Here is a 22,082-nt window from a genome sequence, read left to right as displayed (position 1 = left end):
GTTCATTCTCTCACTAAAAACCGCAATAGCCTGACTTGATGGGTCCGCTTTCCACCCGCCAACGCCCTACCTGATTGATCGTGACCCGTCGGCCATGTTCGCCAGCAACCTTGGGGCAGAAGCGAAAAGTCCCGGCCTGGAAGCCACCATTGAGCAGTTGGCTTTCACCGCGCCCGTTAAAACGTACATAACGCGATACCGGCGTGTTGGCGTCGATACGCAACACCGCATCTGCAGCAATCTCACGCAGCAGCTTTTCATTCTCATCCAGCTGCCCATTGCTGTTGTTATCCAGAAACATCCTCCAGCCATTGTTCCAATCTCCTTCGATGGCGGTCAGCGTCACGGGACGATTACGTCGTACCGCCTCCTGCTTGGCCATGTTCAAACTGCCGGTAAGCGCGCTCAAGCCCGAGTCCATACGCTGCTGATCAATCATGTTGCCAAAAGCCGGCATTCCGATGCTGATGAGTATTCCAAGCACTACAAGAGCAACCAACAGTTCAATTAAAGTAAAGCCGCGCGATGCCATACCTCTTCCTCCCTGATGCTTCAAAAATGGGCTACTCCTTGTATGCCCCCGACGGCATTAACACCTGTCGTCATGAAGATAGTACCGGTTATCGCGCGCAGGAAGACGTGGACGGAGTCGCTTTTTATAGTGCATGCACTGATAGGAGGGTGGTTTTGATGAAAAGTGTGAAGGGTTTCACTCTGATTGAGCTCATGGTGACCATTGCGGTGGCGGCCATTCTCATAGGTATAGCAGTGCCGTCGTTTCGAGGGCTGATTATTAGTAACCGTATTAACACTCAAGCCACAGAAATTGTCGACGCCCTCAGCTTTGCCAGGTCTGAATCTATAAAGCGTAATCGTAGTGTCGTCTTATGTCGTGCTGCGACAGCCGGTGCCACTAGTTGTACATCCGGCAGTCCATGGGTTAACTGGGTTGTGTTGGCGGGTAATGAAGTGTTGCGTCAGGGCACTATTAATACCTTCAACAACAGTGTCCGGGTTACCTCTACCTTGACCAACAACCGAGTATCTTTTCGTGGTGACGGATTGGCGCGTAACGGTAACGCCATTATCACCGGTGAGCAAAGATTCACCGTTTGTGCCACATCAGGCCCTGAACCCATTAGACGCATCAGCTTCGGCGCTGCCAGCCGCGTATCAGTAACCAGACTTACAGGTACCTGCTCATGATGATAGGAATCCAGCCTCCAGTCTCCAATCAATCTCAACAGGGTATTAGCCTGATTGAAGTGCTTATTACTGTGCTGGTACTGTCCGTCGGCCTTTTGGGCCTGGCGGGGCTGCAATTGACCTCGTTACGTAACAACCAAAGCGCCATGGAGCGTTCAGTAGGAGTGGTGCAGTCGTACTCCATTATCGAGGCGATTCGCGCCGATCCCGATTCTGCTAAAGCGAATCGTTTCGATATTGCGTTGGACGCTGCTGACCCTACCGGGAATACCTTTCCTGCAAACTCATTGAGTATTTGGCGAGAGCAAATCCAGGAAAATCTTGGAGCAGATGCAGTTGGCGCCGTTAGTTGCAACAACATCCGATGCACAGTCATTGTGCAATGGGACGACAGTAAAGGCACCGACGGCAGGGCCACTCAGCAGATCATTACCGAGGTGCACTTATGAATCGCAAAACCTCACGTCGGCTGACGACAATGGTGATTTACAGCCGAGGCTTGGCTTTGATCGAGCTGATGATCGCAATGGTCTTGGGTTTGGTCATTATCGGGGCCGTTACTGGCATCATGCTGTCCAATATTCAAGGGTTCCGCACCACTCGGGGACTGTCTCAGATTCAGGATAGCGCCCGGGTAGGTTATGAGTTACTTGCTCGCGACATACGCCAGGCAGGTAACATTCCCTGTGGTAATGATATGGAAGATGTCGTCAATATCCTGAATGATGCTCAAGGACCTGCCGCCGATGTTCCCTGGCAGTACGATTTTAATAATAGGTTCATCGGTTTTGATGGAGAGAGCGCACTGAGCGGCGTGAGTAACCAGATTGCAGGTACTGAATCTCTCGCCATGTTATCCGGTGATACCACTGGCGCCTTTATGCTTAATTACAGCGCAGGTAGTAATGGCGCCAATTTTGATATAGGAACACCCAATAATGTTCCCCATGGGTTTACTACGGGCAACATTCTAATGGCGTGTAATGAGCAGCAGGCTACCATTTTCCAGGTGACCAACGTCAATAGCGGGGGGAATTTGGTTGTCAATACCGGTGGTTCAACCAGTCCAGGGAATTGCACAAAGGGATTGGGAATAATTGAACCAGGCAGCGGTAATCAATTATGTAGCACAAACGGCAACCCAGGCCCTTATGGCCCCAATACGGTGGTGGCCACACTCAACAGCACTGCCTGGTACATAGGAGATAATGGTCGTCCTGCTGAGGGTGGGCGATCTCTGTACATGGCACGACTGGATGCCAGTGGCACTGGTGCGGCGATTAATCAGATAGAGATTGCCGCAGGCGTCAACGAAATGAACCTCCGCTATCGCCTAATAGATACATCAGATTTTATTGACGCAAGTGCCGTTGGCAATCGTTGGGCCGACGTTAATGCAGTGGAGGTCAGGCTTGAGTTACTTAGCCAGGATCAGGATATATCCACTAACACTAGTGTTAATCAGGGCCGATTAGATCGCGGTTTCACCAGTGTTGTTGCCATTAGGAATCGGTCCTTATGATTAATGCACTTAAACACAGGCAGTCCGGTGCTGCTCTTCTGGTAGCTCTGATAATGTTGCTGGTATCTACGCTACTTGGGCTGGCATCGATTCGAGGTACGACGCTCAACGAAAAGATGAGTTCGAATATGTATGACCGTTCGCTCTCTTATCAGGCCGCTGAATCAGCATTGCGTGCAGCTGAAGTAGCTTTGCAAGCAGATACAACATTAGGCATTGACTGTACTAATATCAACGAGCGTTGCCCGCCCATACCGGAAAATACTTTCTCAATGTCGGATGTAGACGGCTGGGAGAACGTTGACGCCTCGTACTTAGTCAATGAAGACCTTCTGGGCGATTCATCACCTCAATACTATATCGAGAAGATGGGTGAGGTTGGAGGGTCTGCTGGGCTTGGTCAGGATAGCGATCCACGTTGTAATAGTTACAATCCACCGTCGGGGTGTATACCGCCCCCTGCGGCGCAATTTCGTATTACCGCACGAAGTGGTGTGCCGGCCGCAGACGGACGGTCCGTTGTGGCGCTACAAATTACCGTGAAGCAGAACCTGTGATGATTCAGAAAGGAGCAACGTATATGTATACTTTCATGCCCTATCGGCTGCTGGCTAATAGCGCTTCCTTTTTGGCTTCATTTGTTTTGGCCGCTGGCAGCGCATACGCCAGCGTGGAAATTGCTCAGCAGCCTTTGTTGGTGGCTCAGCCGGTCCCTGGCAATATGGCGGTTATCGGGTCTTTCGAATTTCCAACGATGGTAACCCGGGCTTATAAAGGTGGGTATGTTAGTAGTGGCGATTACGTGGGCTATTTTGATAGTGCAAAATGCTATAGGTATGTTTTTAATACAAATGAGGCCAATCGGCATTTTGAGCCCACTAGGGTAGCTTCGAATTGCACTGGGACTGGGGAGTGGAGCGGTAAATATCTTAACTGGGCGACCATGCAATCAATTGATATTTTTCGTCATATCCTGACTGGTGGCTACAGACATTTAGATACCACCACCGAAACCTGGTTAGAGAAAGGAGTACAAACAGGGCAAGGTAATTCGAGTAGCAACTTTCCTGATGCAAATATTAATTCCGGCCTTGGTACATCGACGCCGGTGCCGACCGCTAATTGGAGCTCCGTGAACACCCGCATAGGTGTTGGAGGTACTCGCATGGGTAACATCATGCGCTTTACTGGAAGTGGAGGCCTCAATAGTGCTACTCGCGTAGCCTACAACCCGGCAGTCCATAATAGCGCGTCTAACTTCTTACCTGGCACTGTGTATGAAGTCTCCGTTAGGGTCAAAGTGTGCGTGGCAGGGTTGCTTGAAGCCAACTGCAAAAGATATGGGGATAACTATAAACCTGAAGGATTGATTCAGGCAAACTCCGATAATATGCGATATAGCGCCTTTGGCTATCTGAACGATAACTCATCCCCTAACCCCAATCGTGATGGCGGGATTATGCATGCCCGCATGAAGTATGTTGGACCAAGCCGAATTAATGATCAAAATAATGCAGTAAGCAACGCTAACGCAGAATGGGATGTCGATACTGGCGTTTTCGTGCAGAACCCTGATCCGAACGACGCTAGCGCTACTACGTCAAGATATTCAGGATTGTCTGAGGTCAGGCATAGCGGGGTCATTAGCTATATCAATAACAGTGGTCAGATCGTGCCGGACACCTTGTTCAAACGCTACGATAATGTCAGCGAACTTTTTTATACAGCTTATCGCTATATGCGCGGTTTACCAAACCGCTCAGAGTACATAAACATCACTCAATCAGGTGGTGCGTTAGATCGCTTGGTCGGTGGCTTGCCAATCATTAACTGGACGGCTAGTGAAGAAGATGACCCTCTTCAGTTCGCCTGTCAGAAAAACTTCTTTCTGGGAATTGGTGACACTAACACACATCCTGATACACGTGTGCCTAAACCAGATGATGGAGCGGATATTGCCGCTCGGGTGGCAAGAATAAGTGCGTTGGAAGGTGGTCTGAATATAACGGGTGGGCGGTCCGCATTGATAGCGGGGTTGGCATTTGATGCCAATACTAAGGACCTGCGTCCTGATATGGATGGCAAGCAGACTGCAGCAACATACTGGATCGACATTCTCGAAGGTGGAGACCTTAAAGGAAGAACGTCAAATCAATACTGGCTTGCAGCAAAGTATGGTGGTTTGAAGGTTCCCGACAGCTTTAATCCGGACAGCGATCCTATTCAGGAAGATATGTGGTACACCAATGGCGAAACACTTAACTCGCAGGGATACAAGCGTCCGGATAACTTTTATGTTGTAGCTAGTGCCCAAGATATGGTGGACGGCCTAACTCAGGCCTTTACTGACATCCAATCTGAGCAGGCCGGTAGTCGATCGTCGTTAGCCCTGAATTCGACTTCGCTTGAGTCGGGGTCTGCCACCTTCCGCGCGCAATATACCTCCGGACTCTGGACCGGCGACCTCAGTGCTTTTACCGTCAGTGAAGAAGGGCTTCTCAGCTCAGCTCCAGCGTGGACAGCTGCATCCAAATTGCCGGCTCCTGCTAATCGTAATATCAAGACTTGGAATGGAGCCGCTTTCGTCAATTTCGCTACAGGTACTGGTGGAATAAATAATACGACGCTTACTAGCGCGTTAACCAGCGACACTGGAGGCACGGCCGAAAACGTAGTCAACTATCTGCGCGGTGTGCGCACCAATGAGAATAATGCCACAGGTTTTCGCGTACGTCAGAGTGTGCTGGGAGATATTGTCAACTCCCAACCGATTTTCGTGGGCAGCCCAACAGTTGGCCTGTTTCGTAATCAGACTTTCAATGGCTCAAGTTCTTATGCAGCTTTCGCCAGTTCTAAGAGCACAAGAACACCAATTGTTTACGTCGGTAGCAACGACGGTATGTTGCACGGCTTTAATGCAACCACAGGGCAAACCGCCAGTGGTGTTGAAACTTTTGCCTATGTGCCGCGCACTGTAATAAACAATGGAATGGGTGAGTTAGCCAGCCCGGCTTACGAACACCGCTATTTTGTGGATGGTGAGCTAACGGTGGCTGATGCATATGATGGTTCCAACTGGAGAACTATTCTGGTCGGCACATTGGGTGCAGGTGGATTAAATAAAGCCAGGGATGGTACCAATAATGCGATATTTGCACTTGATGTGACTGATCCCGCAAATGTCCAGTTTCTTTGGGAAAAGAACTCGGCCGAGATTCCAGCACTGGGTAATAACTTGGGGGAACCCGTTATTGCTCAGATTGCCAATGGCAGTTGGTCCGTTTTGTTGGGTAATGGTCCGAATAGCTCTGCAGGCACCGCTTCGTTGATAAGCCTAAACCTTTTTTCTGGTGTTTCCACGATCACGACTATGTCTACTGATGTTAACAACGGATTGTCCGCCATAAGAGCATGGGACAGCCAAGGTGATGGTATCGCCGACGTTATTTATGCTGGCGATTTGCAGGGCAATCTGTGGAAGGTGACGGGGTTGTCGAACAATCCCCGCAATATAGTTAAATTATTCCAGGCACGTGACCCATCCAACAATCCGCAACCTATCACATCAGCTCCCTTGGTAGGTCGATCACCTTTCAGTCAGGAGTTATGGCTCTTCTTCGGCACCGGGCAATACCTGAACAATACTGATCTGACCGACACGCAGGTGCAAAGCTGGTACGGCATCAATGATAACGGTGGCTCTACTACGGCCACGCGTTCAGCTGATTTGCTGGAAAGGAGGATTTTGGCAGATGTTGCGGTGTCTGCCGATGTGACGGCTAGGGTAATTGAAGCCGGTGCTCGTGAAGATCTTTTAGGCAAGCGTGGCTGGTTTATCGATTTGTTTCAAGTTGGCACTAATGGGTCAACGGCGGCACTTGGCGAGCGAATGATTACCCCAAACCAGTTCTTGGGCAGGACTTTGATCGGTAACACGCGAATTCCAGATGCTAGTGACCCCTGTGCCCCTACTGGTCGTGGCGTGATCATGGCTATTGATCCTTTTACGGGTGCCAGGTTGACCGATACCTTTTTCGATTTGGATCGCGATCGCGCCTTCGATAATGTGGATATGGTTGAAATTGATGGAGTGCTGACATTTGTCTCTGGTATGGGGTTGAATGCAGGATTTAGTAATCCGTCCTTCCTTGACGATAATATGTTTATTCCATTTGATGACCTTAGTGATGGTGATGGTGGTGATGGTGGTGATGGTGATGGTGGCAGAAAGGTGAATTTACAAAAAGTAGCACCAGCCAGGACGTCATGGCGCGAACTTATCAATCCGGCCAACTGAGATGAAACTTATGATGAAGTTAAGCAGTACGCACAAGACGTCCCAGTTCGGTTTCACCCTTATTGAGGTCATGATTGTTGTTGTGGTGATAGGTATTCTGTCAGCTATAGCTATCCCTGCCTATCAACAGCACATAATGCGTACTTATCGCGACAGTGCAAAAGCCTGCTTGACTCAGCACGCGCAGTTTATGGAACGTTACTACAGCACTAACCTAACTTATGTAGCGGCCGCGCCTACCTTGGGCTGCACTACCGAGTCAAATATGGATAGTAGATATACGTTTGCATTGAGCAATGTGGCTCGAGCGACTTATACCGTCACTGCCGCTCGAGTTGATGGTTCCCCGCAGGCTAATGATACCTGCGGTGATTTAGGCCTTACTCATACAGGCGCGAAAACAGCAGCGAATGCTACATGTTGGTAGTGGGGTTAGTACGGTAATGATTTAAAAGGTGCAGCGTTCAAGCTGCACCTTTCTCTTTATCAACCCTGCGGCCTACCCTGATCCGCCTGGCTATAGTCACACACCCCCTGCGGGAAGATCGCCTGCAACTCCTCGATCTGATCACTGGTTGGCGTCCAAGCTCCATAAGTGCCGTCAGACACGGCGGTGGTTACCGGCTTCAGAGAGCATTTGAAAATACTCCCTTCAATCGGCCCGCCCGCGACCATTCTAGAAGTGGTATAGGTCGGGAAACGCTGTGTGCAGGCGCCTGGTGCGTTGCTGTCGATAATGCCGTCCCATACATTCTCACCGGCTGCTATCAGTTCGCCGTTGGTTTCAAAGCAACTATCCACGGCAGCGGCGGGCTTGTTCTCCGCAATGCTCGCTTCCGGGTTTTCACGGATATTGGTTATCCATTCGTGAAGTACGTCCAGCGCCTGCCAGGTCTGGTCGAAATCGTCCTGTGGCCGTGGGCGATTCGGGTCGCTGGTGTCGGTCGGGCGGGTGTCGGTAAACCAGATCACTTGATTGTCCGAATGGCCCATTTGGTTGCGGATCCGCTGGCGGCCAGAGAAGGACTGGTGGCTGTTGTGCATATCCAGTACTTCTTCCAGATAATGCCGCCAGTCGATCACCGGAATATTCAGCTCGCCGTCGAATACCATGCCCGAGCTGTATGCTGCATTGATGGCCAGCAGGTCGCCTTCGGTTCGCGGGGCAGGTGCACTGCCATCCGGGCTCAGGCGCATATTACGCCGGCTCCAGGGGTCGAAGCGGCTGGGATCCTGGAGTACATCGCTCTCGCTTCCGATAAACGGGAAGCCTTCCTGCACCATGTCTTTCGGGTGTTTCCAGCCCCCGATCTGTGAGTTGAGCTTGAGAAACTCTGCTGGAGTGATGTTGCCATCTGTGAGCGCCTGAAGGCCATATTGCACGCCTACATTATCGAACAGGGTACGCGGTTGACCGTCTTCATCTACGCCATAGATATTGCGCAGATCGTCATAGTGCGTCCATTGCACGGTATCCATGATCCCGGGAGGTTGCATTTGCTCCTGATTGCGTGCCTGACCATAAAGCGGGTTCATGACCAAGGGAGTGAGACCTCGCCAAGCGGGGATGCATTCGGTCATGCCGGGAGCGGTGTTGTAGCCGAGCATCAGCTTGGCGGAGGCAAACGGATCTGGATAGGCATCAGTGGAGTTCAAACCAACCAGCCAGCTGCGATTCTCGGTAGTGGTCCATAGATTATTGTCCTTGTCGGTCACGTCCATATAGTGTTCCAACAATTCGCAATCACCGATATGGATAGTCTGGGTCACCATGTCGGGATAGGAGTATTGCGGCACACCACCGTCCAGTAGCCCAGGATGGTTTTGCGCGTAGACATATTGCTGGATCGCGCCACCGGAGCCGCCGATCGCGACGGTGTATTCGGGGGTACCAAAGCGTTTGACGAAGTGCTCTTTCACCATCAGTGCGGTTTCGCCGCCGACCTGAAGGTTGTAGTGGGAGTTGGTGCGGGTGCCGGTCGAGAAGAGCACAGCATAACCTTTGCCGAGCACTTCCGGCGACATGGACCGATTGTTGTCGATGCGGCCCTGGGTATGCCCGATGGCAACGCCACCGAGGAAGTGGAACATCGCGCGGCCGTTCCAGAGCTCGGTTGAGGCCGCATCGGGGGCGTCATTCAGGTTCGCCAATGTCGCGTAGCTATAGATGAAACGGTTGATGGTGCCCACTTCGCGGCGCACGATAAAGTCGACCACGCGCCCATCTGTGAGCGTGGTGGTGGCGAGGTCCGCGGGCCTGCTGCGGTCATCGGGCAGAGGTTTGTAGGTATCATCGGTCGCGCGATAGAAGAACTCGACATAGGGTTCGATCGAGCAGTCTTTGCTGAGGCCAATTTGCGTGTTGTTGGCATCGTAGACGGGGAAACCCATACCATCGTCCGTATCTACCAGCGGCTGCTTGTTCAGCTCGGTGCTGACGGTGCAAACGAAGGGGTATTGCTGCGGGCCTGAGAAGATGGGTCCAGTGATTGGGTGATTGGTCAGTGTCACGCTGGAAAGCGGTCCATCCTCGGCATGATGCAGCTCTAGTATGTTCTCGCCCAATGCGAGTCCTTCTACCAGCACCTCCAGGCGACCATTACGCCGGGTGATACGTTCAGGCTCGATTTCCTCATCGTTGAGCCATACTTCCAGTTGATCCAGCTCGCTGTCGATCTGAGCCATGTCACCTTCTACGGAAATCAGAACGTCGCCGCCGCTTACCTGATCGGGCGCGCTGGAGAGTACGCTGAGTGTGAAGTCTGGAGGCGAATCACCGGGACCACCTGAGTCAGAGTCGGAGCTTGATCCGCCTGAGCTGAGGCAGCCGGTTAGGGCAAGAGTGAGTAGGCTGGTTGCGAAGGGTGTTGATAAGCGCGTAATGGCGGACATTTTGAATCCCTCTATGACCTTTTTGTTGTGATTGTCGGGCATAGTCATGCTAAGACGCTGGTCATGGGGTAAACAGGCACAGATTCGCTTAAAGCATTGGTACAGATCTGCAGAGGGAAAAGTCGGCGTGCAAACGGCAGTGCGAGATGGTCAGAAAGCCCGCGCCATTTCACCCAATTGATTGATCGCTTGGTGCAGCCTGGCATTGATGGGCGTGCCGGCATTCAGACGTAAATAATTGAAGTGCCTGGGTCCCGCGGAGAACACATTACCGGGGAAGATATGAATACCGTTCGTCAGGGCCCGGTCAAATAGCACCCTGGAGTCTATACGGTTCGGCAGGCCTACCCAGAGTACGCATCCACCGGTGGGGGTATCGATTCGGGTACCGGCTGGGAAAGCTTCGAGTACCGCAGCGGCGGTCTCTCGCGTTTGCACCGCCAATTGGCGCCGCAGTTGCTGGACATGTTGCGCATAGAAGCCGCTTTCCATAAGCCTGGCCATCAGAAGTTGTGGCGCTGATGCGGTGGTGATGCTGCTGATCTGTTTGAGTTCGCGCAAACGGTGGTGGAAGCGGCCTGGCGCCACCCAGCCCAAGCGCATGCCTGGCATCAATGACTTTGAAAAAGAATTGCAGTAGATCACCATGCCTGCTTCATCGTAGGCCTTGGCTGGTAGCGCGTTACCGGCGTAGACGGTGTCACCCCATATGTCATTCTCGATCAAAGGTACGGAGTAGCGTGTAGCGAGTTCGACGAGCTTGCGTTTGCGCTCTGCGGACATGGTAAAGCCCAGCGGATTCTGTGCGTTGCAGGACACCAGGCAAGCGCTGACTCGTCCATGTTTGAATGCCTGCTCCAGCGTATAAAGACACATGCCGTCGCGATAATGGGTGGGAATTTCCAGCGCCTTGCGTTGCATCACTTCCAGCGCAACCAATGCTCCGTAATAAGTGGGTGTTTCCACGGCTACGGTATCGCCACGACGGGTAACTGTACGCAGGGCCAGTTCAATGGCCTCCATGCAGCCGTTGGTGATGATTAAGTCTTCCTGCGTGATGGGCACAGGGTAATTCAGGCTGCGTCGTGCCAACTGATGAGTAAAGGCATCATGGCCATGTGGGTGCATGTAATCCCAGGCCTGCAGCGCATGTTTGCGTGTCACCTCGCGCAGGGAGCGCAGAATGCGCTCTATAGGCATGATCTCGCGTGCGGGTAACGCAATGCCCAAATGCACCAGATGCTCCTCCATATGCGGTTCCATGTAGTGGAGGATGTCTTCGCTTAGTGAGACTTCAACGGGCAAGGAAGGGAAATGCGTTACGGTAGTGGGTTGGTGTCGTGCTGCGGAAGCGCTTGCGACAAAAACGCCAGAACGCGGCCTGATATCGATAATTCCGTCTATCTCCAACTGCCGGAAACACTGCACAACGGTGTTAATGCTTACACCAAAAACCTGGCTGAGGCGGCGCACAGAGGGTAGGCGCTCACCCGCACGATAGGTGCCACTGCGTATCTGATTGCGCAACTGCTGACTGATGCTCTCGTACAGAAAGCGTTCATGTGCCATGCGTCCAGTGCCTCGACTGTCAGCGTTGAGCTTCGCTGATTTATTTTTGTAGGGTCGATCACGAGAGTATAGGACAGGATAAATGGGTGCGCCAAAATGGTGCTAGAGCGGAGATGGGTAATAGTGGTCAGCCACGGTCAGAGGTCAGATCTGCCGTGGCGATAAACTGCAGCGCTATCTGCGCTCTAGCAACACCCCTGATTCCATATGGTGGGTGTAGGGGAACTGATCGAATAGCGCGCAGCGCGTTATGCGGTGGGTGCTGTCGAGTTCGGCGAGATTGTTCGCCAGTGTCTCCGGATTGCAGGAGATGTACAGGATGCGCTGGTATCGTCTGACCAGCTCCAGCGTAGCCGGATCCAGTCCAGCACGTGGGGGGTCGACAAACACGGTGCCGAAGTCGTAGCTGCTCAGGTCAATGCCCTGTAGGCGCCTGAACTCGCGTACGCCCGTTAGGGCTTGGGTGACTTCCTCACTGGCCAGGCGGATCAGGGTGACGTTATCGACCTGATTCATTTCCAGGTTAGCGATAGCCGATCTGACGGAACTCTTGGACAGCTCGGTGGCCATGACCTTGCGAAAGCGGGTGGACAGCGGCAGGGTGAAATTGCCGTTGCCGCAGTACAGCTCAAGCAGGTCATCGGTATTTTCGCCTACAGCGTCAAGCGCCCAACTGAGCATATGCTGATTGACGTGACCATTGGGCTGGGTAAAGCCTCCCTCCACTTGCTGATAGCTCCAGGTGCGGTCCGCGACCTGCAGCTCTTCGACCACATGATCGCGCTGCAGTACCCGCTTACGACCGCGGCTGCGGCCGATCAGCATGATGCCCAACTGCTCGGCGAGCACCTGCGCAGCGGCGTCCCATTGCTCGTCGATAGGGCGGTGGTAACACAAGGTTACCAGCGCTTCGCCGGATAAGGTGGTCAGAAATTCAATCTGAAACAACTTGCGGCCTAGCAGCGGCTCCGCTTTGCAGGCCTCCAGCAGCGGGCCCATCAACTCGTTGATGCGGCGGCTTGCGATCGGCAGTTGTTCGATCAATACCGCTTTGTATTTCTCGCCGGGCTCGAACATCGCATAGTGCGCCTGGCCATCCTGATACCACAGGCGGAATTCAGCGCGTAAGCGAAAGTGCTCTGTGGGTGAAGAGAACACCTGGGGCTCGGGCGCGTTGAAAGGCACAAGCAGGTCAATCAGGCGCTGGCGTTTGGCGGCGAGCTCCTGATCGTAATCGGCGGGGTTGAATGACAGGCCCATTAGTTGAACAACGCTAGTTTGATGACGAACAGGCCAGCCAGAATATACAGGCTAGGATTCAGATCCTGCCAGCGCCCGGCGAACACCTTGATCACCGTCCAGGCGATAAAGCCCAGGGCGATGCCGTTGGCGATAGAGAAGGTCAGCGGCATCATGATCGCGGTAATAACTACTGGCGCGGCTTCGGTCAGATCATCCCAATTTACTTGGACGAGTCCGCCCGTCATCAGCACGGCGACAAATAGTAGCGCCGGCGCAGTGGCGAAAGCGGGTACTGCGCCAGCCAGTGGCGAGAAAAACAGCGCCAGCAGAAACAGCAGCGCTACTACGCAGGCCGTCAGGCCGGTGCGGCCACCTGCCGCTGTACCTGCCGCCGATTCGATATAGCTGGTGGTGGTTGAGGTGCCTAGCGCGGCGCCAGCCATGGTAGCAGTACTGTCAGCCATCAGCGCGCGACCCAGGCGCGGCATCTTGCCGTTCTCGTCGACCAGGTTGGCGCGTTGGGCGACACCGATCAAGGTGCCGGAGGTGTCGAACAGGTCGACGAACAGGAAGGCAAAAATCACGCTGAGCATGCCAATTTCAAACGCACCACGAATGTCCAGCTGCATGTAGGTAGGGGCCAGGCTGGGTGGCGCGGACATGATGCCGCTGGCCTGGCTCAATCCGGCAATCAGGCTGATGCCGGTAATGATCAGAATGCCGATCATGACCGCACCAGTCACCTGCCGGTAGGCGAGGGCGACGATGATGGCAAAACCCAGCGCGGCGAGCAGGGGGGCGGGTTGGGTCAGGTCGCCCAGCGCCACCAGGGTCGCGGGGTGGTCAACCACCAGGCCGGCGTTCTTCAGCGCAATCAGTGCTAGAAACAGGCCGATACCGGCGGCAATCGCTGAACGCAGCGCCATGGGTATGCTGTTAATGATCCATTCTCGGATCTTGAAAATGCTCAGCAGAAAGAACATGAAACCGGAAATAAATACTGCACCCAGCGCCACTTCCCAGCTGTAGCCCATTGAGCCGACAACGGTATAGCTGAAAAACGCATTCAGCCCCATGCCTGGCGCCAGAGCGATCGGGTAGTTGGCCCACAAGCCCATGATCAACGAACCGATGGCGGCAGCAAGACAGGTGGCTACAAACGCCGCGCCCGGATCAATACCCGCGTCAGCCATCATCATCGGATTGACGAAAATGATGTAGGCCATGGTCAGGAAGGTGGTCAGGCCAGCGATGATTTCGGTGCGCACGTTGGTGCCGTGGGCTGATAGTTGGAAAAGTTTTTCCAGCATGAGGGAGTCTCTGATTGATAGGCCTGAAAAGCCGGGCATTGTAACGGAGTCGCTGGCGTTGGTGAATTCTTCCTGACTTTATGTCAGGCTGGACGGCCATTTTTTCTAGCGGAGCACCGCCATGAGCAACACCTTCGATACTGACGAACAGCGTGTGAGTTACGGCATTGGCCGGCAGATGGGCGATCAGCTCGGTAGCAGCAATATACCGGATCTGAGCATTGATCTGGTGGTCGCTGGCCTGCGTGATGCTTTTACCCAGCAGCCCAGCCAGGTCGATGAAGCCGCGCTGCAGCAGGCTTTTGCCGGCTTGCAGGCGAAGATGCAGGCGGCGGCTGAAGCTACGGCCCGTGAAGCGGGCCAGGCCGGTGTTGAGTTTTTGATCAAGAACGCCGAGCGTGAAGGCGTGATCACCCTGGACTCGGGTCTGCAGTATGAAGTGGTCAATGAAGGCACTGGTGCTACGCCGCAGGCCAGTTCTACCGTGCAGACTCACTACGAAGGTACGCTGATCACCGGTGAAGTGTTCGATAGCTCCTACAAGCGTGGTCAGCCAGCGGAATTCCCCGTCGGTGGCGTGATCGCCGGCTGGACCGAAGCGCTGCAGCTCATGCAGGAAGGTGCGAAATGGCGTTTGTATATTCCGTCCGACCTGGCATATGGCGCTCGTGCTGCAGGCAGCATTCCGCCGCACAGCACATTGGTATTTGATATCGAGTTGTTGAAGGTGCTTTAAAGCTTTTTCGCGGCCAGGCGGCCGCTCCTACCTGGGATTTGGTGTTTTACATTATGGTGGGAGCGGCCGCCGGCCGCGAAGGGGTTTGCGCGAAGCCTGGCCCTCAGTACGCCCGCTCTACCGCAAAACGTGCCAGTTGTTCCAGCGAATCCCGGTAGATTGACGGCGGCAGGCTTTGCAGCAGGCGCACGGCTTCTTCAGACTGCTCCCGTGCTAGCCGCGAAGTATATTCCAAGCCACCACACTCGCGCACAGCCTGTTGAATAGCCTGGATATCGTCAATCCCACCTTTCTGAATGGCCTTGCGCACCAACGCTGCCTGTTCGGCCGTACCTTCGCGCATGGTGTAGATCAGCGGTAAGGTGGGTTTGCCTTCGGCCAGATCGTCACCCACATTCTTGCCCATCGCCTGCGCATCGCCGTTGTAATCCAATACGTCATCGACCAGTTGAAAGGCAATACCCAGCGCGTTGCCGTAACCACGAAGGGCTTCTGTTTGCGCAGCTTCGGCGCCAGCCAGCAGTCCGGCACTGTGGGTCGAGGCTTCAAACAGCATGGCCGTTTTGCTACGGATCACTTCCATATAGGTCGCTTCATCAGTGCTGGCGTCGCGCACCTTGGACAGCTGCAGTACTTCGCCTTCGGCGATGACGTTGGTGGCATTGGCGAGCACGCGCATGATCTGCATGTCGCCGAGCTCAACCATCATTTCGAAAGCGCGGGAATAAAGGAAGTCGCCGACCAGTACGCTGGGCGCATTACCCCAAAGTGAGTTGGCAGTACTGCGGCCACGGCGCTGGTCGGAAATGTCCACCACGTCATCGTGCAGTAGGGTGGCGGTATGCAGGAATTCGATAATCGCTGCCAGGCTGTGCTGACGTGCGTCTTCCAGGCCGCAGGCGCGGGCGCTGAGCAACACCACAAGCGGGCGCAGGCGTTTGCCGCCGGCGCTTATAATGTAGTGGCCGATCTTTTCGACCAAGGGTACCCGGGAATGAAGCTGGCGCATGATGAGCGCATTCACGTCATCGAAGTCCTGGGTGACCGCGTCATAAAAGGGCAGGCTGGACATTAACTGCAAATTCCTCAAAGGTTGCGCGGCATGCTATGTGGCAGGCCCTTTGCTGTCAAGAAAACGGGCTGTTTTCACCGGCTCGGAGCGCGCTGCAGCACGCCTTTCGTGCTGTGTTGATTAGCAACGGTTAAAGCTTGCGCAGCGCCGCTTCTTTGCGTAGAATTTCCGCCCCTGAAAACCGTATTTACGTGTCTACGTATTTACGTATAAGCAGATTTACAGCATCCCTGTTTTGACAATGGCAAGGTAGGGCCCGATAGGCGGGTCCACTTGCAGCCATGCCGGCCACTAACCATTATACCTAAGCGCCGGGTGAGCAGGATTACGGAGAAAGCATCATGTACGCAGTGATTGTTACCGGTGGTAAGCAGTACAAGGTCACCGAAGGTGAATACCTGAGAGTAGAGAAGCTGGACGTGGAAACCGGTGCCAGCATCGATTTCGACCGCGTGCTGCTGATCGGCAATGGCGACGACATCAGCATCGGTGCGCCGATTGTTGAAGGTGCCAAGGTGACTGCTGAAGTCAGCGCTCATGGCCGTGGCGATAAGATCCGGATCATCAAGTTCCGTCGTCGTAAGCACCACATGAAGCGTCAGGGCCACCGTCAGTGGTACACGGAAATCAAGATTACCGGCATCTCTGCCTAAGCCCATTGAGGAGATAAATACCCATGGCACACAAAAAAGCAGGCGGTTCCACGCGCAACGGTCGCGATTCAGAATCCAAACGCCTTGGCGTTAAAATGTACGGCGGTCAGTCCATCATTCCTGGCAACATCATTGTTCGTCAGCGTGGCACTGAATTCCATCCCGGCAAGAACGTCGGCATGGGCAAGGATCACACCCTGTTCGCTAAAGCGGCTGGCGTGATCAAGTTCGAAGTGAAGGGCAAGTTCGGTCGTCGCTACGTGAATGTCGTAGAAGCCTGATACTACCCTGGTTCGAAAAAGCCCTGTCTGACGACGGGGCTTTTTTGTTTGTAGTAACCTCAACCCATCCCATGTTGGGAGGGAGCTAGATGAAATTCGTTGATGAAGTATCCATTACGGTCAAGGCCGGCGATGGTGGCAATGGCTGCATGAGCTTTCGCCGGGAGAAGTTCATTCCCAAGGGCGGGCCTGATGGTGGTGATGGTGGTGACGGCGGCTCGATCTATCTCGAGGTAGCCGACAACTACAACACCCTGGTGGACTACCGCTATACCCGTCGTTTCAATGCCAAGCGCGGCGAGAACGGCAGCGGTAAGGATTGCACCGGTAGCAAGGGCGAAGACATGATCCTCCCCGTGCCGATCGGTACCACGGTGATCGACGCCGGTACCCAGGAGATCATTGGTGACCTGACCGAGCCCGGCCAGCGTTTGCTGGTGGCTCAGGGCGGTTTCCATGGCCTGGGTAATACCCGTTACAAGTCCAGCGTCAACCGTGCGCCGCGCCAGACCTCCAATGGCAGCCTGGGCGAGCAGCGCGATCTGAAGCTGGAGCTAAAAGTACTGGCCGATGTCGGTTTGCTCGGTTTGCCGAACGCAGGCAAGAGTACCTTTATCCGCGCCGTCTCTGCGGCCAAGCCGAAAGTGGCTGATTACCCGTTTACCACCATGGTGCCCAACCTGGGTGTGGTCGATGTGGGTCAGTTGCGCAGCTTTGTGATCGCTGATATTCCCGGTGTGATTGCTGGTGCTGCTGAAGGCGCTGGTTTGGGTACGCGTTTTCTCAAGCACCTGTCGCGCACGCGGTTGCTGCTGCATCTGGTCGATATGGTGCCGCCGGATGGCAGTGATCCGGTGGAGGCGATCGAAACCATTATCCACGAGCTGGGCAAATTCAGTCCGGCCCTGACCCTGCGCGAGCGTTGGTTGGTGCTGAACAAGTGCGATCAACTGCTGGAAGATGAGCAGCAGGCGATGCTGGATGACGTGGTTGAGCGGCTTGAATGGGAGGGTCCGGTATTCGTGATCTCCGCTTCAGAGCACCAAGGCACTGAAGAGCTGGCCAAGGCCGTGATGAACTGGCTCGACGAGCGCAAGCTGCGCATGCTTGACGATGAGGAGTATGCCGCTGAAGTGACTGAACTGGATCAGCGTATCGAGGAAGAGGCTCGCGCGCATATTCAGGAGCTTGACGACCGCAAGGCGCTGCGCAAGCAGGGTCTGTTGAATGATGACGAAGATGAAGATGACGACGAAGATGATGAAGATGGTCCGGAGATCATCTACGTGCATTGATGTGGTTGTTTGATTCCGTAGTGCGCCGAAGCCGGCGCTCTTGCATGGCATTGCCATTGTGGGAGCGCCGGCTTCGTTGCGAATGGGTTAGAATGCAGTGATTCAACTGACACTTTGCTTCTGGATCGAATATGCGTGACAAGGTAACCAATGCCCGTCGTTGGGTAGTCAAGATTGGTAGTGCGCTTCTCACCGGAGATGGGCGCGGCCTGGATAAGGACGCTATGGCGGTCTGGGTTGAGCAACTGGTCGCTCTTCGCAAAAGTGGCGCCGAGCTGGTGCTGGTGTCCTCCGGCGCAGTGGCGGCGGGCATGAGCCGCCTGGGCTGGACCGAGCGGCCCAAGACGATTCATCAGATGCAGGCCGCTGCCGCCATTGGCCAGATGGGCCTGGTGCAGGCTTGGGAGTCGAGCTTCCAGGCGCATGGACTGTCCACTGCCCAGGTGTTGCTGACCCACGATGACCTCTCTGACCGCAAGCGCTACTTGAATGCGCGCAGCACCCTGCGGGCGTTGCTGGATCTGGGCGTTATTCCGGTGATTAACGAGAACGATACCGTCGTTACTGACGAGATCCGTTTTGGAGACAACGATACGCTGGGCGCGCTGGTGACCAATCTGGTTGAAGGTGATCTTCTGGTGATTCTCACGGATCGTGATGGCCTTTATACGGCCGATCCGCGGAATAATCCTGAGGCCGAACTGGTCAAGCAGGCCATGGCTGACGATTCATCGCTGGACCAGATGGCGGGTGGTAGTGCTGGCGCCCTTGGTCGTGGCGGAATGCTGACCAAGCTGCGTGCAGCGCGGCTGGCGGCACGTTCGGGTGCGGGTACTGTGATTGTCGGTGGGCGCATCGAGCGTGTCATAGAGCGGCTACAGGCGGGCGAGGAGCTGGGGACGTTGCTGTTGCCTGAGAAGGGCATGCTGGCAGCGCGCAAGCAGTGGCTGGCCGGGCATCTGCAAACTCGTGGGCGACTGTTGATTGACGAGGGCGCGGTCAAGGCGTTGGCATCGGGTCGCCGTAGTTTGCTGCCGGTAGGGATCAAGGCGGTGGAAGGGAGTTTCCGTCGCGGTGAGATGGTTGTGTGCGTCGGCCCGGATGGCCGCGAGGTGGCTCGCGGGCTGGTTAACTACAGTGCTCAGGATGCGGCGCGTATTTTGGGGCAACCTACGGATGCGGTAGCGAAGATTCTGGGTTATCTGGATGAGCCAGAGATGGTGCATCGGGATAATCTGGTACTGGTCTGACTTGGGTCGATGTCTGTGGCTAGTCCGTTGAATTGATCCCCGCGTTCACGAGGATGACGGGGTAGGGCAACAGTTTGGATGTCTGATTGGATTGGTGTGATAGGTGTTAGATGTTTGGGAGCAGAATTTAGTCCGCTTGGATTCCCGCCTGCGCGGGAATGATGGGCCTCTCTTCGGCGAAGGTTGGCACTTTCTCAGTCATCCGTGTCCCCACCGCTATCTAGACCCAGACCGTTATCCGCGACCAGCTCCGCCATCCCCTCCACATCGTCATTCCCGCGTAGGCGGGAATCCATTCTGACTCGCAGGTGGCTCAATAAGCGTGCCAACCTAAAATCAATCCAGCCACGCTTCGCCTCAGCGCCAGATCCGCCCCTGCCTCAGCCCCAGCCCCCGGCCAGTCTTCCTCGCCCCGTCTCGTCATCCTCGCGAAAGCGGGGATCCATTGTGGCTCAAAGTGCCTGCGTGGTATCGCCAGTCCTCAGGTCTAGGCAATCCCTGGCCGTCCATCACTAAATCTCAGCCACAAAAAAACCGGCTCGTAAGCCGGTTTTTTCTACCACAAGGAATGCAATCAGGCGGCGGTAGCCATTGCCTTGATGTGTGCATTCAGACGGCTCTTATGACGAGCGGCCTTGTTCTTGGGGATGATGCCCTTGTCAGCCATGCGGTCGATGACCGGTACTGCTGCAGTATAGGCGGACTGTGCTTTCTCGAGGTCTTTGGCTTCGATAGCCTTGACTACGTTCTTGATATAAGTACGAACCATGGAGCGCAGGCTTGCATTGTGATTGCGGCGCTTCTCGGCCTGCTTGGCGCGTTTCTTGGCTTGAGGTGAGTTGGCCACCGTCGTGCTCCTCAGAAAAAATCGTAATGAATAAGGTACAAATAAGGCCGCGTACTATGCCGCCGAGATACCCTAATGTCAAGGGTTGATAACAGTAGCGGGCAGGTTATGAAAAGCCGCAGGCTGAAGGCCGGAAGCTTGAGGCTTTTAGCGCCTTACTACAAGCCTTTGCTGCGCCAGACCCTCGCCACACTATGGTCGCGGAGGCTATCATCGCGGTTTTACCCGGCGGCCTGACGTATGACTGACTCCACCCCTCCTGCGGCACCTGATCCCAAAGCCCCGACGCTGCTGCGCTCGGGCATGGTTGTAAGCATCATGACCATGCTCTCTCGGGTGCTGGGTATGGTGCGCGATGTGGTGGTGGCGGCCTATTTTGGTTCGCAGTCCGAGGCGGATGCGTTCTTTATCGCGTTCAAGATCCCGAATTTTTTGCGTCGCCTCTTTGCCGAAGGTGCTTTTGCCCAGGCGTTTGTACCGGTTCTGTCGGAATACCGGGCCAAGCGTACCCTGGCAGAAGTAAAACAGTTGGTGGACAGGGTAACGGGTACGTTGGGTTTGACCCTGGTGGCTATCACCGCCGTGGGCGTAGCGGGTGCGCCGGTGCTGATCACGCTGTTTGCACCGGGCTTTCATGGCGAGACGGAAAAGCTCGCTCTCGCGACTGACATGCTGCGCATCACCTTCCCTTACCTGCTGCTTATATCGCTCACCGCGCTCTGCGGCTCGATTCTGAACAGTTATGGGCGGTTTGCTGTGCCGGCTTTTACCCCGGTATTGCTGAACCTGAGCATGATCGGCGCCACGGTGCTGATGACGCCCTATTTTGATCAGCCGATCATGGCGCTGGCTTGGGGTGTATTTATCGCTGGTGTCCTGCAGTTGCTGTTTCAACTGCCTTTTCTGGCGCAGATCAAGTTGCTGCCGGTGCCGCGGCCGGATCGCAAGCACGAGGGCGTCAAGCGCATCATGACTTTGATGCTCCCGGCATTGTTCGGTGTATCAGTCAGCCAGATCAACTTGCTGTTGGACACGGTGCTGGCTTCGTTCCTGGAAACCGGCAGTATTTCCTGGCTGTATTACGCCGACCGCCTGTCGGAGTTGCCGCTGGGCGCCTTTGGTATCGCCATTGGCACGGTGATCCTGCCGGCATTGTCCCGCCAGCACGCCGGTGAAGATCCCAAGGCCTTTGCCGCAACGCTGGACTGGGCGGTGCGTATGGTCATGCTGGTCGGCGTGCCAGCGGCGTTGGCCTTGCTGCTGTTGGCTGAGCCGTTGATAGCCACCCTGTTCCATTATGGCGCGATGACCGAGCGTGACGTGGTGCAGGCGGCCGCCGCGTTGCAGGCCTATTCGGTAGGGGTGATGATCTTTATGCTGATCAAGGTGCTGGCGCCCGGTTATTTTGCCCGCCAGGACATCAAGACCCCGGTGAAGATTGCGATCATCTGTATGGTCGTGAATATGGTGTTGAATCTGATCTTCATCTGGCCGTTGGCGCATGTCGGGTTGGCGTTGGCCACCTCCATTGCGGCGATGTTGAATGCCGGGCTGCTATGGTGGGGCTTGAAGAAAATGGGTGTTTATCAGGCGCAGCCTGGCTGGCCGCTATTTGCGCTCAGATTGGTAGCCGCCTGTGCTGCCATGTCCGCAGTGGTGATCTGGATGGTCCCCGAGACCGAGCAGTGGTTTGCCTGGGGCTGGCAGAACAAGGTCTGGGAGATGACCTTGCTGGTGGTGGCGGGCATCGGCATGTTTGTCGCTACTTTGCTGGGAACTGGCATGCGCATGCGGCATTTGCGCCACGGTTAAACTCGCGTGATGCAGGCTGGATTAACTCGGCGCCCGCGCATGACGCGCGAGGCGCTAACCCTGTATACTTGCGCGTTTCGACCCTTTAAGCCAAGCAT

The 22,082-nt window shown here is 54.8% G+C and carries 19 protein-coding genes; 12 read left to right on the top strand and 7 right to left on the bottom strand.

All coding sequences use genetic code 11. The features are described from left to right. Positions 1–13 precede the first annotated feature (13 nt). On the bottom strand, positions 14–532 hold the full coding sequence (locus DT594_RS08785) for a GspH/FimT family pseudopilin (protein WP_149332654.1): 519 nt from the start codon (positions 530–532) through the stop codon (positions 14–16). A gap of 158 nt (positions 533–690) precedes the next feature. On the opposite strand from DT594_RS08785, the gene DT594_RS19090 reads away from it, so the two are divergent. The 6 genes from DT594_RS19090 to DT594_RS08755 are packed head-to-tail and all read left to right on the top strand — an operon-like array spanning position 691 to position 7,452. Further along, positions 691–1,206: a GspH/FimT family pseudopilin gene (locus DT594_RS19090; protein ID WP_149332334.1), complete on the top strand. Its 516-nt coding sequence runs from the start codon at positions 691–693 to the stop codon at positions 1,204–1,206. Then, positions 1,203–1,655: a type IV pilus modification protein PilV gene (pilV, locus tag DT594_RS08775; protein WP_149332333.1), complete on the top strand. Its 453-nt coding sequence runs from the start codon at positions 1,203–1,205 to the stop codon at positions 1,653–1,655. Before DT594_RS19090 ends, pilV begins: the two co-directional genes overlap by 4 nt. Beyond that, entirely contained in the window at positions 1,652–2,728 is a 1,077-nt protein-coding gene (locus DT594_RS08770) for a hypothetical protein (protein ID WP_149332332.1), read from the top strand. Before pilV ends, DT594_RS08770 begins: the two co-directional genes overlap by 4 nt. Further along, positions 2,725–3,285 carry a pilus assembly PilX family protein gene (locus DT594_RS08765; protein ID WP_149332331.1) on the top strand — a complete coding sequence of 187 codons (561 nt, stop codon included), beginning with the start codon at positions 2,725–2,727 and terminating at the stop codon, positions 3,283–3,285. Before DT594_RS08770 ends, DT594_RS08765 begins: the two co-directional genes overlap by 4 nt. Before the next feature lie 23 nt (positions 3,286–3,308). Further along, positions 3,309–7,025 (top strand): pilus assembly protein, encoded by a 3,717-nt coding sequence (locus tag DT594_RS08760; protein WP_178091488.1) that lies wholly within the window; start codon positions 3,309–3,311, stop codon positions 7,023–7,025. A gap of 1 nt (position 7,026) precedes the next feature. Beyond that, positions 7,027–7,452, top strand: a complete 426-nt coding sequence (locus tag DT594_RS08755) for a type IV pilin protein (protein WP_149332329.1) — start codon at positions 7,027–7,029, stop codon at positions 7,450–7,452. Positions 7,453–7,511: 59 nt separating this feature from the next. Here the strand turns inward: DT594_RS08755 and DT594_RS08750 are convergent, their stop codons facing one another. From DT594_RS08750 to DT594_RS08735, 4 genes are all read right to left on the bottom strand, one after another. Continuing rightward, a complete protein-coding gene (locus tag DT594_RS08750; protein ID WP_149332328.1) occupies positions 7,512–9,917 on the bottom strand; it encodes a DUF6351 family protein in 2,406 nt (801 codons plus the stop codon). Between the two features lie 150 nt (positions 9,918–10,067). After that, entirely contained in the window at positions 10,068–11,486 is a 1,419-nt protein-coding gene (locus DT594_RS08745; RefSeq protein ID WP_149332327.1) for an aminotransferase-like domain-containing protein, read from the bottom strand. Between the two features lie 174 nt (positions 11,487–11,660). After that, positions 11,661–12,746: a tRNA (uridine(54)-C5)-methyltransferase TrmA gene (gene trmA / locus DT594_RS08740; protein WP_149332326.1), complete on the bottom strand. Its 1,086-nt coding sequence runs from the start codon at positions 12,744–12,746 to the stop codon at positions 11,661–11,663. Then, positions 12,746–14,038 (bottom strand): NCS2 family permease, encoded by a 1,293-nt coding sequence (locus DT594_RS08735; protein ID WP_149332325.1) that lies wholly within the window; start codon positions 14,036–14,038, stop codon positions 12,746–12,748. The genes trmA and DT594_RS08735 overlap by 1 nt, the downstream gene beginning before the upstream one ends. A gap of 121 nt (positions 14,039–14,159) precedes the next feature. Here DT594_RS08735 and bamJ point away from each other — a divergent pair, with 121 nt between their 5' ends. Continuing rightward, a complete protein-coding gene (bamJ, locus tag DT594_RS08730; protein WP_096345157.1) occupies positions 14,160–14,774 on the top strand; it encodes a BamJ family beta-barrel-assembly machinery protein in 615 nt (204 codons plus the stop codon). Between the two features lie 103 nt (positions 14,775–14,877). On the opposite strand, the gene DT594_RS08725 is transcribed toward bamJ, so the two are convergent. Beyond that, a complete protein-coding gene (locus DT594_RS08725) occupies positions 14,878–15,846 on the bottom strand; it encodes a polyprenyl synthetase family protein (protein WP_149332324.1) in 969 nt (322 codons plus the stop codon). Between the two features lie 341 nt (positions 15,847–16,187). Between DT594_RS08725 and rplU the strand changes: the two genes are divergently transcribed. The 4 genes from rplU (at position 16,188) to proB (ending at position 19,325) form a co-directional block, all read left to right on the top strand. Continuing rightward, positions 16,188–16,499, top strand: coding sequence for a 50S ribosomal protein L21 (gene rplU / locus DT594_RS08720; RefSeq protein ID WP_096345155.1), 312 nt, complete (start codon positions 16,188–16,190; stop codon positions 16,497–16,499). A 23-nt stretch (positions 16,500–16,522) separates the two neighbouring features. After that, on the top strand, positions 16,523–16,780 hold the full coding sequence (rpmA, locus tag DT594_RS08715) for a 50S ribosomal protein L27 (protein WP_096345154.1): 258 nt from the start codon (positions 16,523–16,525) through the stop codon (positions 16,778–16,780). An 89-nt stretch (positions 16,781–16,869) separates the two neighbouring features. After that, complete coding sequence (cgtA, locus tag DT594_RS08710; RefSeq protein WP_149332323.1) at positions 16,870–18,075, top strand: Obg family GTPase CgtA; 1,206 nt, start codon at positions 16,870–16,872, stop codon at positions 18,073–18,075. A 131-nt stretch (positions 18,076–18,206) separates the two neighbouring features. Continuing rightward, positions 18,207–19,325, top strand: a complete 1,119-nt coding sequence (gene proB, locus DT594_RS08705) for a glutamate 5-kinase (protein ID WP_149332322.1) — start codon at positions 18,207–18,209, stop codon at positions 19,323–19,325. Positions 19,326–19,899: 574 nt separating this feature from the next. Here the strand turns inward: proB and rpsT are convergent. Continuing rightward, positions 19,900–20,172 (bottom strand): 30S ribosomal protein S20, encoded by a 273-nt coding sequence (gene rpsT, locus DT594_RS08700; RefSeq protein WP_022964853.1) that lies wholly within the window; start codon positions 20,170–20,172, stop codon positions 19,900–19,902. Positions 20,173–20,412: 240 nt separating this feature from the next. Between rpsT and murJ the strand changes: the two genes are divergently transcribed. Continuing rightward, entirely contained in the window at positions 20,413–21,984 is a 1,572-nt protein-coding gene (gene murJ / locus DT594_RS08695; protein WP_149332321.1) for a murein biosynthesis integral membrane protein MurJ, read from the top strand. Positions 21,985–22,082: the final 98 nt, after the last annotated feature.

This window comes from Halopseudomonas laoshanensis, assembly GCF_008365385.1.
GTDB lineage: Bacteria > Pseudomonadota > Gammaproteobacteria > Pseudomonadales > Pseudomonadaceae > Halopseudomonas > Halopseudomonas laoshanensis.
Note: the sequence above shows the minus strand (reverse complement) of the source record. Positions and strands in the feature narration are given on the sequence as shown.

Bases quoted from the DNA above. Each gene is read 5' to 3' on its own strand.
- bamJ (WP_096345157.1), top strand. From the start codon at position 14,160: ATGAGCAACACCTTCGATACTGACGAACAGCGTGTGAGTTACGGCATT.
- DT594_RS08755 (WP_149332329.1), top strand. From the start codon at position 7,027: ATGAAACTTATGATGAAGTTAAGCAGTACGCACAAGACGTCCCAGTTC.
- DT594_RS08735 (WP_149332325.1), bottom strand. From the start codon at position 14,038: ATGCTGGAAAAACTTTTCCAACTATCAGCCCACGGCACCAACGTGCGC.
- DT594_RS08770 (WP_149332332.1), top strand. From the start codon at position 1,652: ATGAATCGCAAAACCTCACGTCGGCTGACGACAATGGTGATTTACAGC.
- rplU (WP_096345155.1), top strand. From the start codon at position 16,188: ATGTACGCAGTGATTGTTACCGGTGGTAAGCAGTACAAGGTCACCGAA.
- trmA (WP_149332326.1), bottom strand. From the start codon at position 12,746: ATGGGCCTGTCATTCAACCCCGCCGATTACGATCAGGAGCTCGCCGCC.
- rpmA (WP_096345154.1), top strand. From the start codon at position 16,523: ATGGCACACAAAAAAGCAGGCGGTTCCACGCGCAACGGTCGCGATTCA.
- cgtA (WP_149332323.1), top strand. From the start codon at position 16,870: ATGAAATTCGTTGATGAAGTATCCATTACGGTCAAGGCCGGCGATGGT.
- DT594_RS08745 (WP_149332327.1), bottom strand. From the start codon at position 11,486: ATGGCACATGAACGCTTTCTGTACGAGAGCATCAGTCAGCAGTTGCGC.
- DT594_RS19090 (WP_149332334.1), top strand. From the start codon at position 691: ATGAAAAGTGTGAAGGGTTTCACTCTGATTGAGCTCATGGTGACCATT.
- DT594_RS08765 (WP_149332331.1), top strand. From the start codon at position 2,725: ATGATTAATGCACTTAAACACAGGCAGTCCGGTGCTGCTCTTCTGGTA.
- DT594_RS08785 (WP_149332654.1), bottom strand. From the start codon at position 532: ATGGCATCGCGCGGCTTTACTTTAATTGAACTGTTGGTTGCTCTTGTA.
- pilV (WP_149332333.1), top strand. From the start codon at position 1,203: ATGATGATAGGAATCCAGCCTCCAGTCTCCAATCAATCTCAACAGGGT.
- DT594_RS08725 (WP_149332324.1), bottom strand. From the start codon at position 15,846: ATGTCCAGCCTGCCCTTTTATGACGCGGTCACCCAGGACTTCGATGAC.
- proB (WP_149332322.1), top strand. From the start codon at position 18,207: ATGCGTGACAAGGTAACCAATGCCCGTCGTTGGGTAGTCAAGATTGGT.
- murJ (WP_149332321.1), top strand. From the start codon at position 20,413: ATGACTGACTCCACCCCTCCTGCGGCACCTGATCCCAAAGCCCCGACG.
- DT594_RS08750 (WP_149332328.1), bottom strand. From the start codon at position 9,917: ATGTCCGCCATTACGCGCTTATCAACACCCTTCGCAACCAGCCTACTC.
- DT594_RS08760 (WP_178091488.1), top strand. From the start codon at position 3,309: ATGTATACTTTCATGCCCTATCGGCTGCTGGCTAATAGCGCTTCCTTT.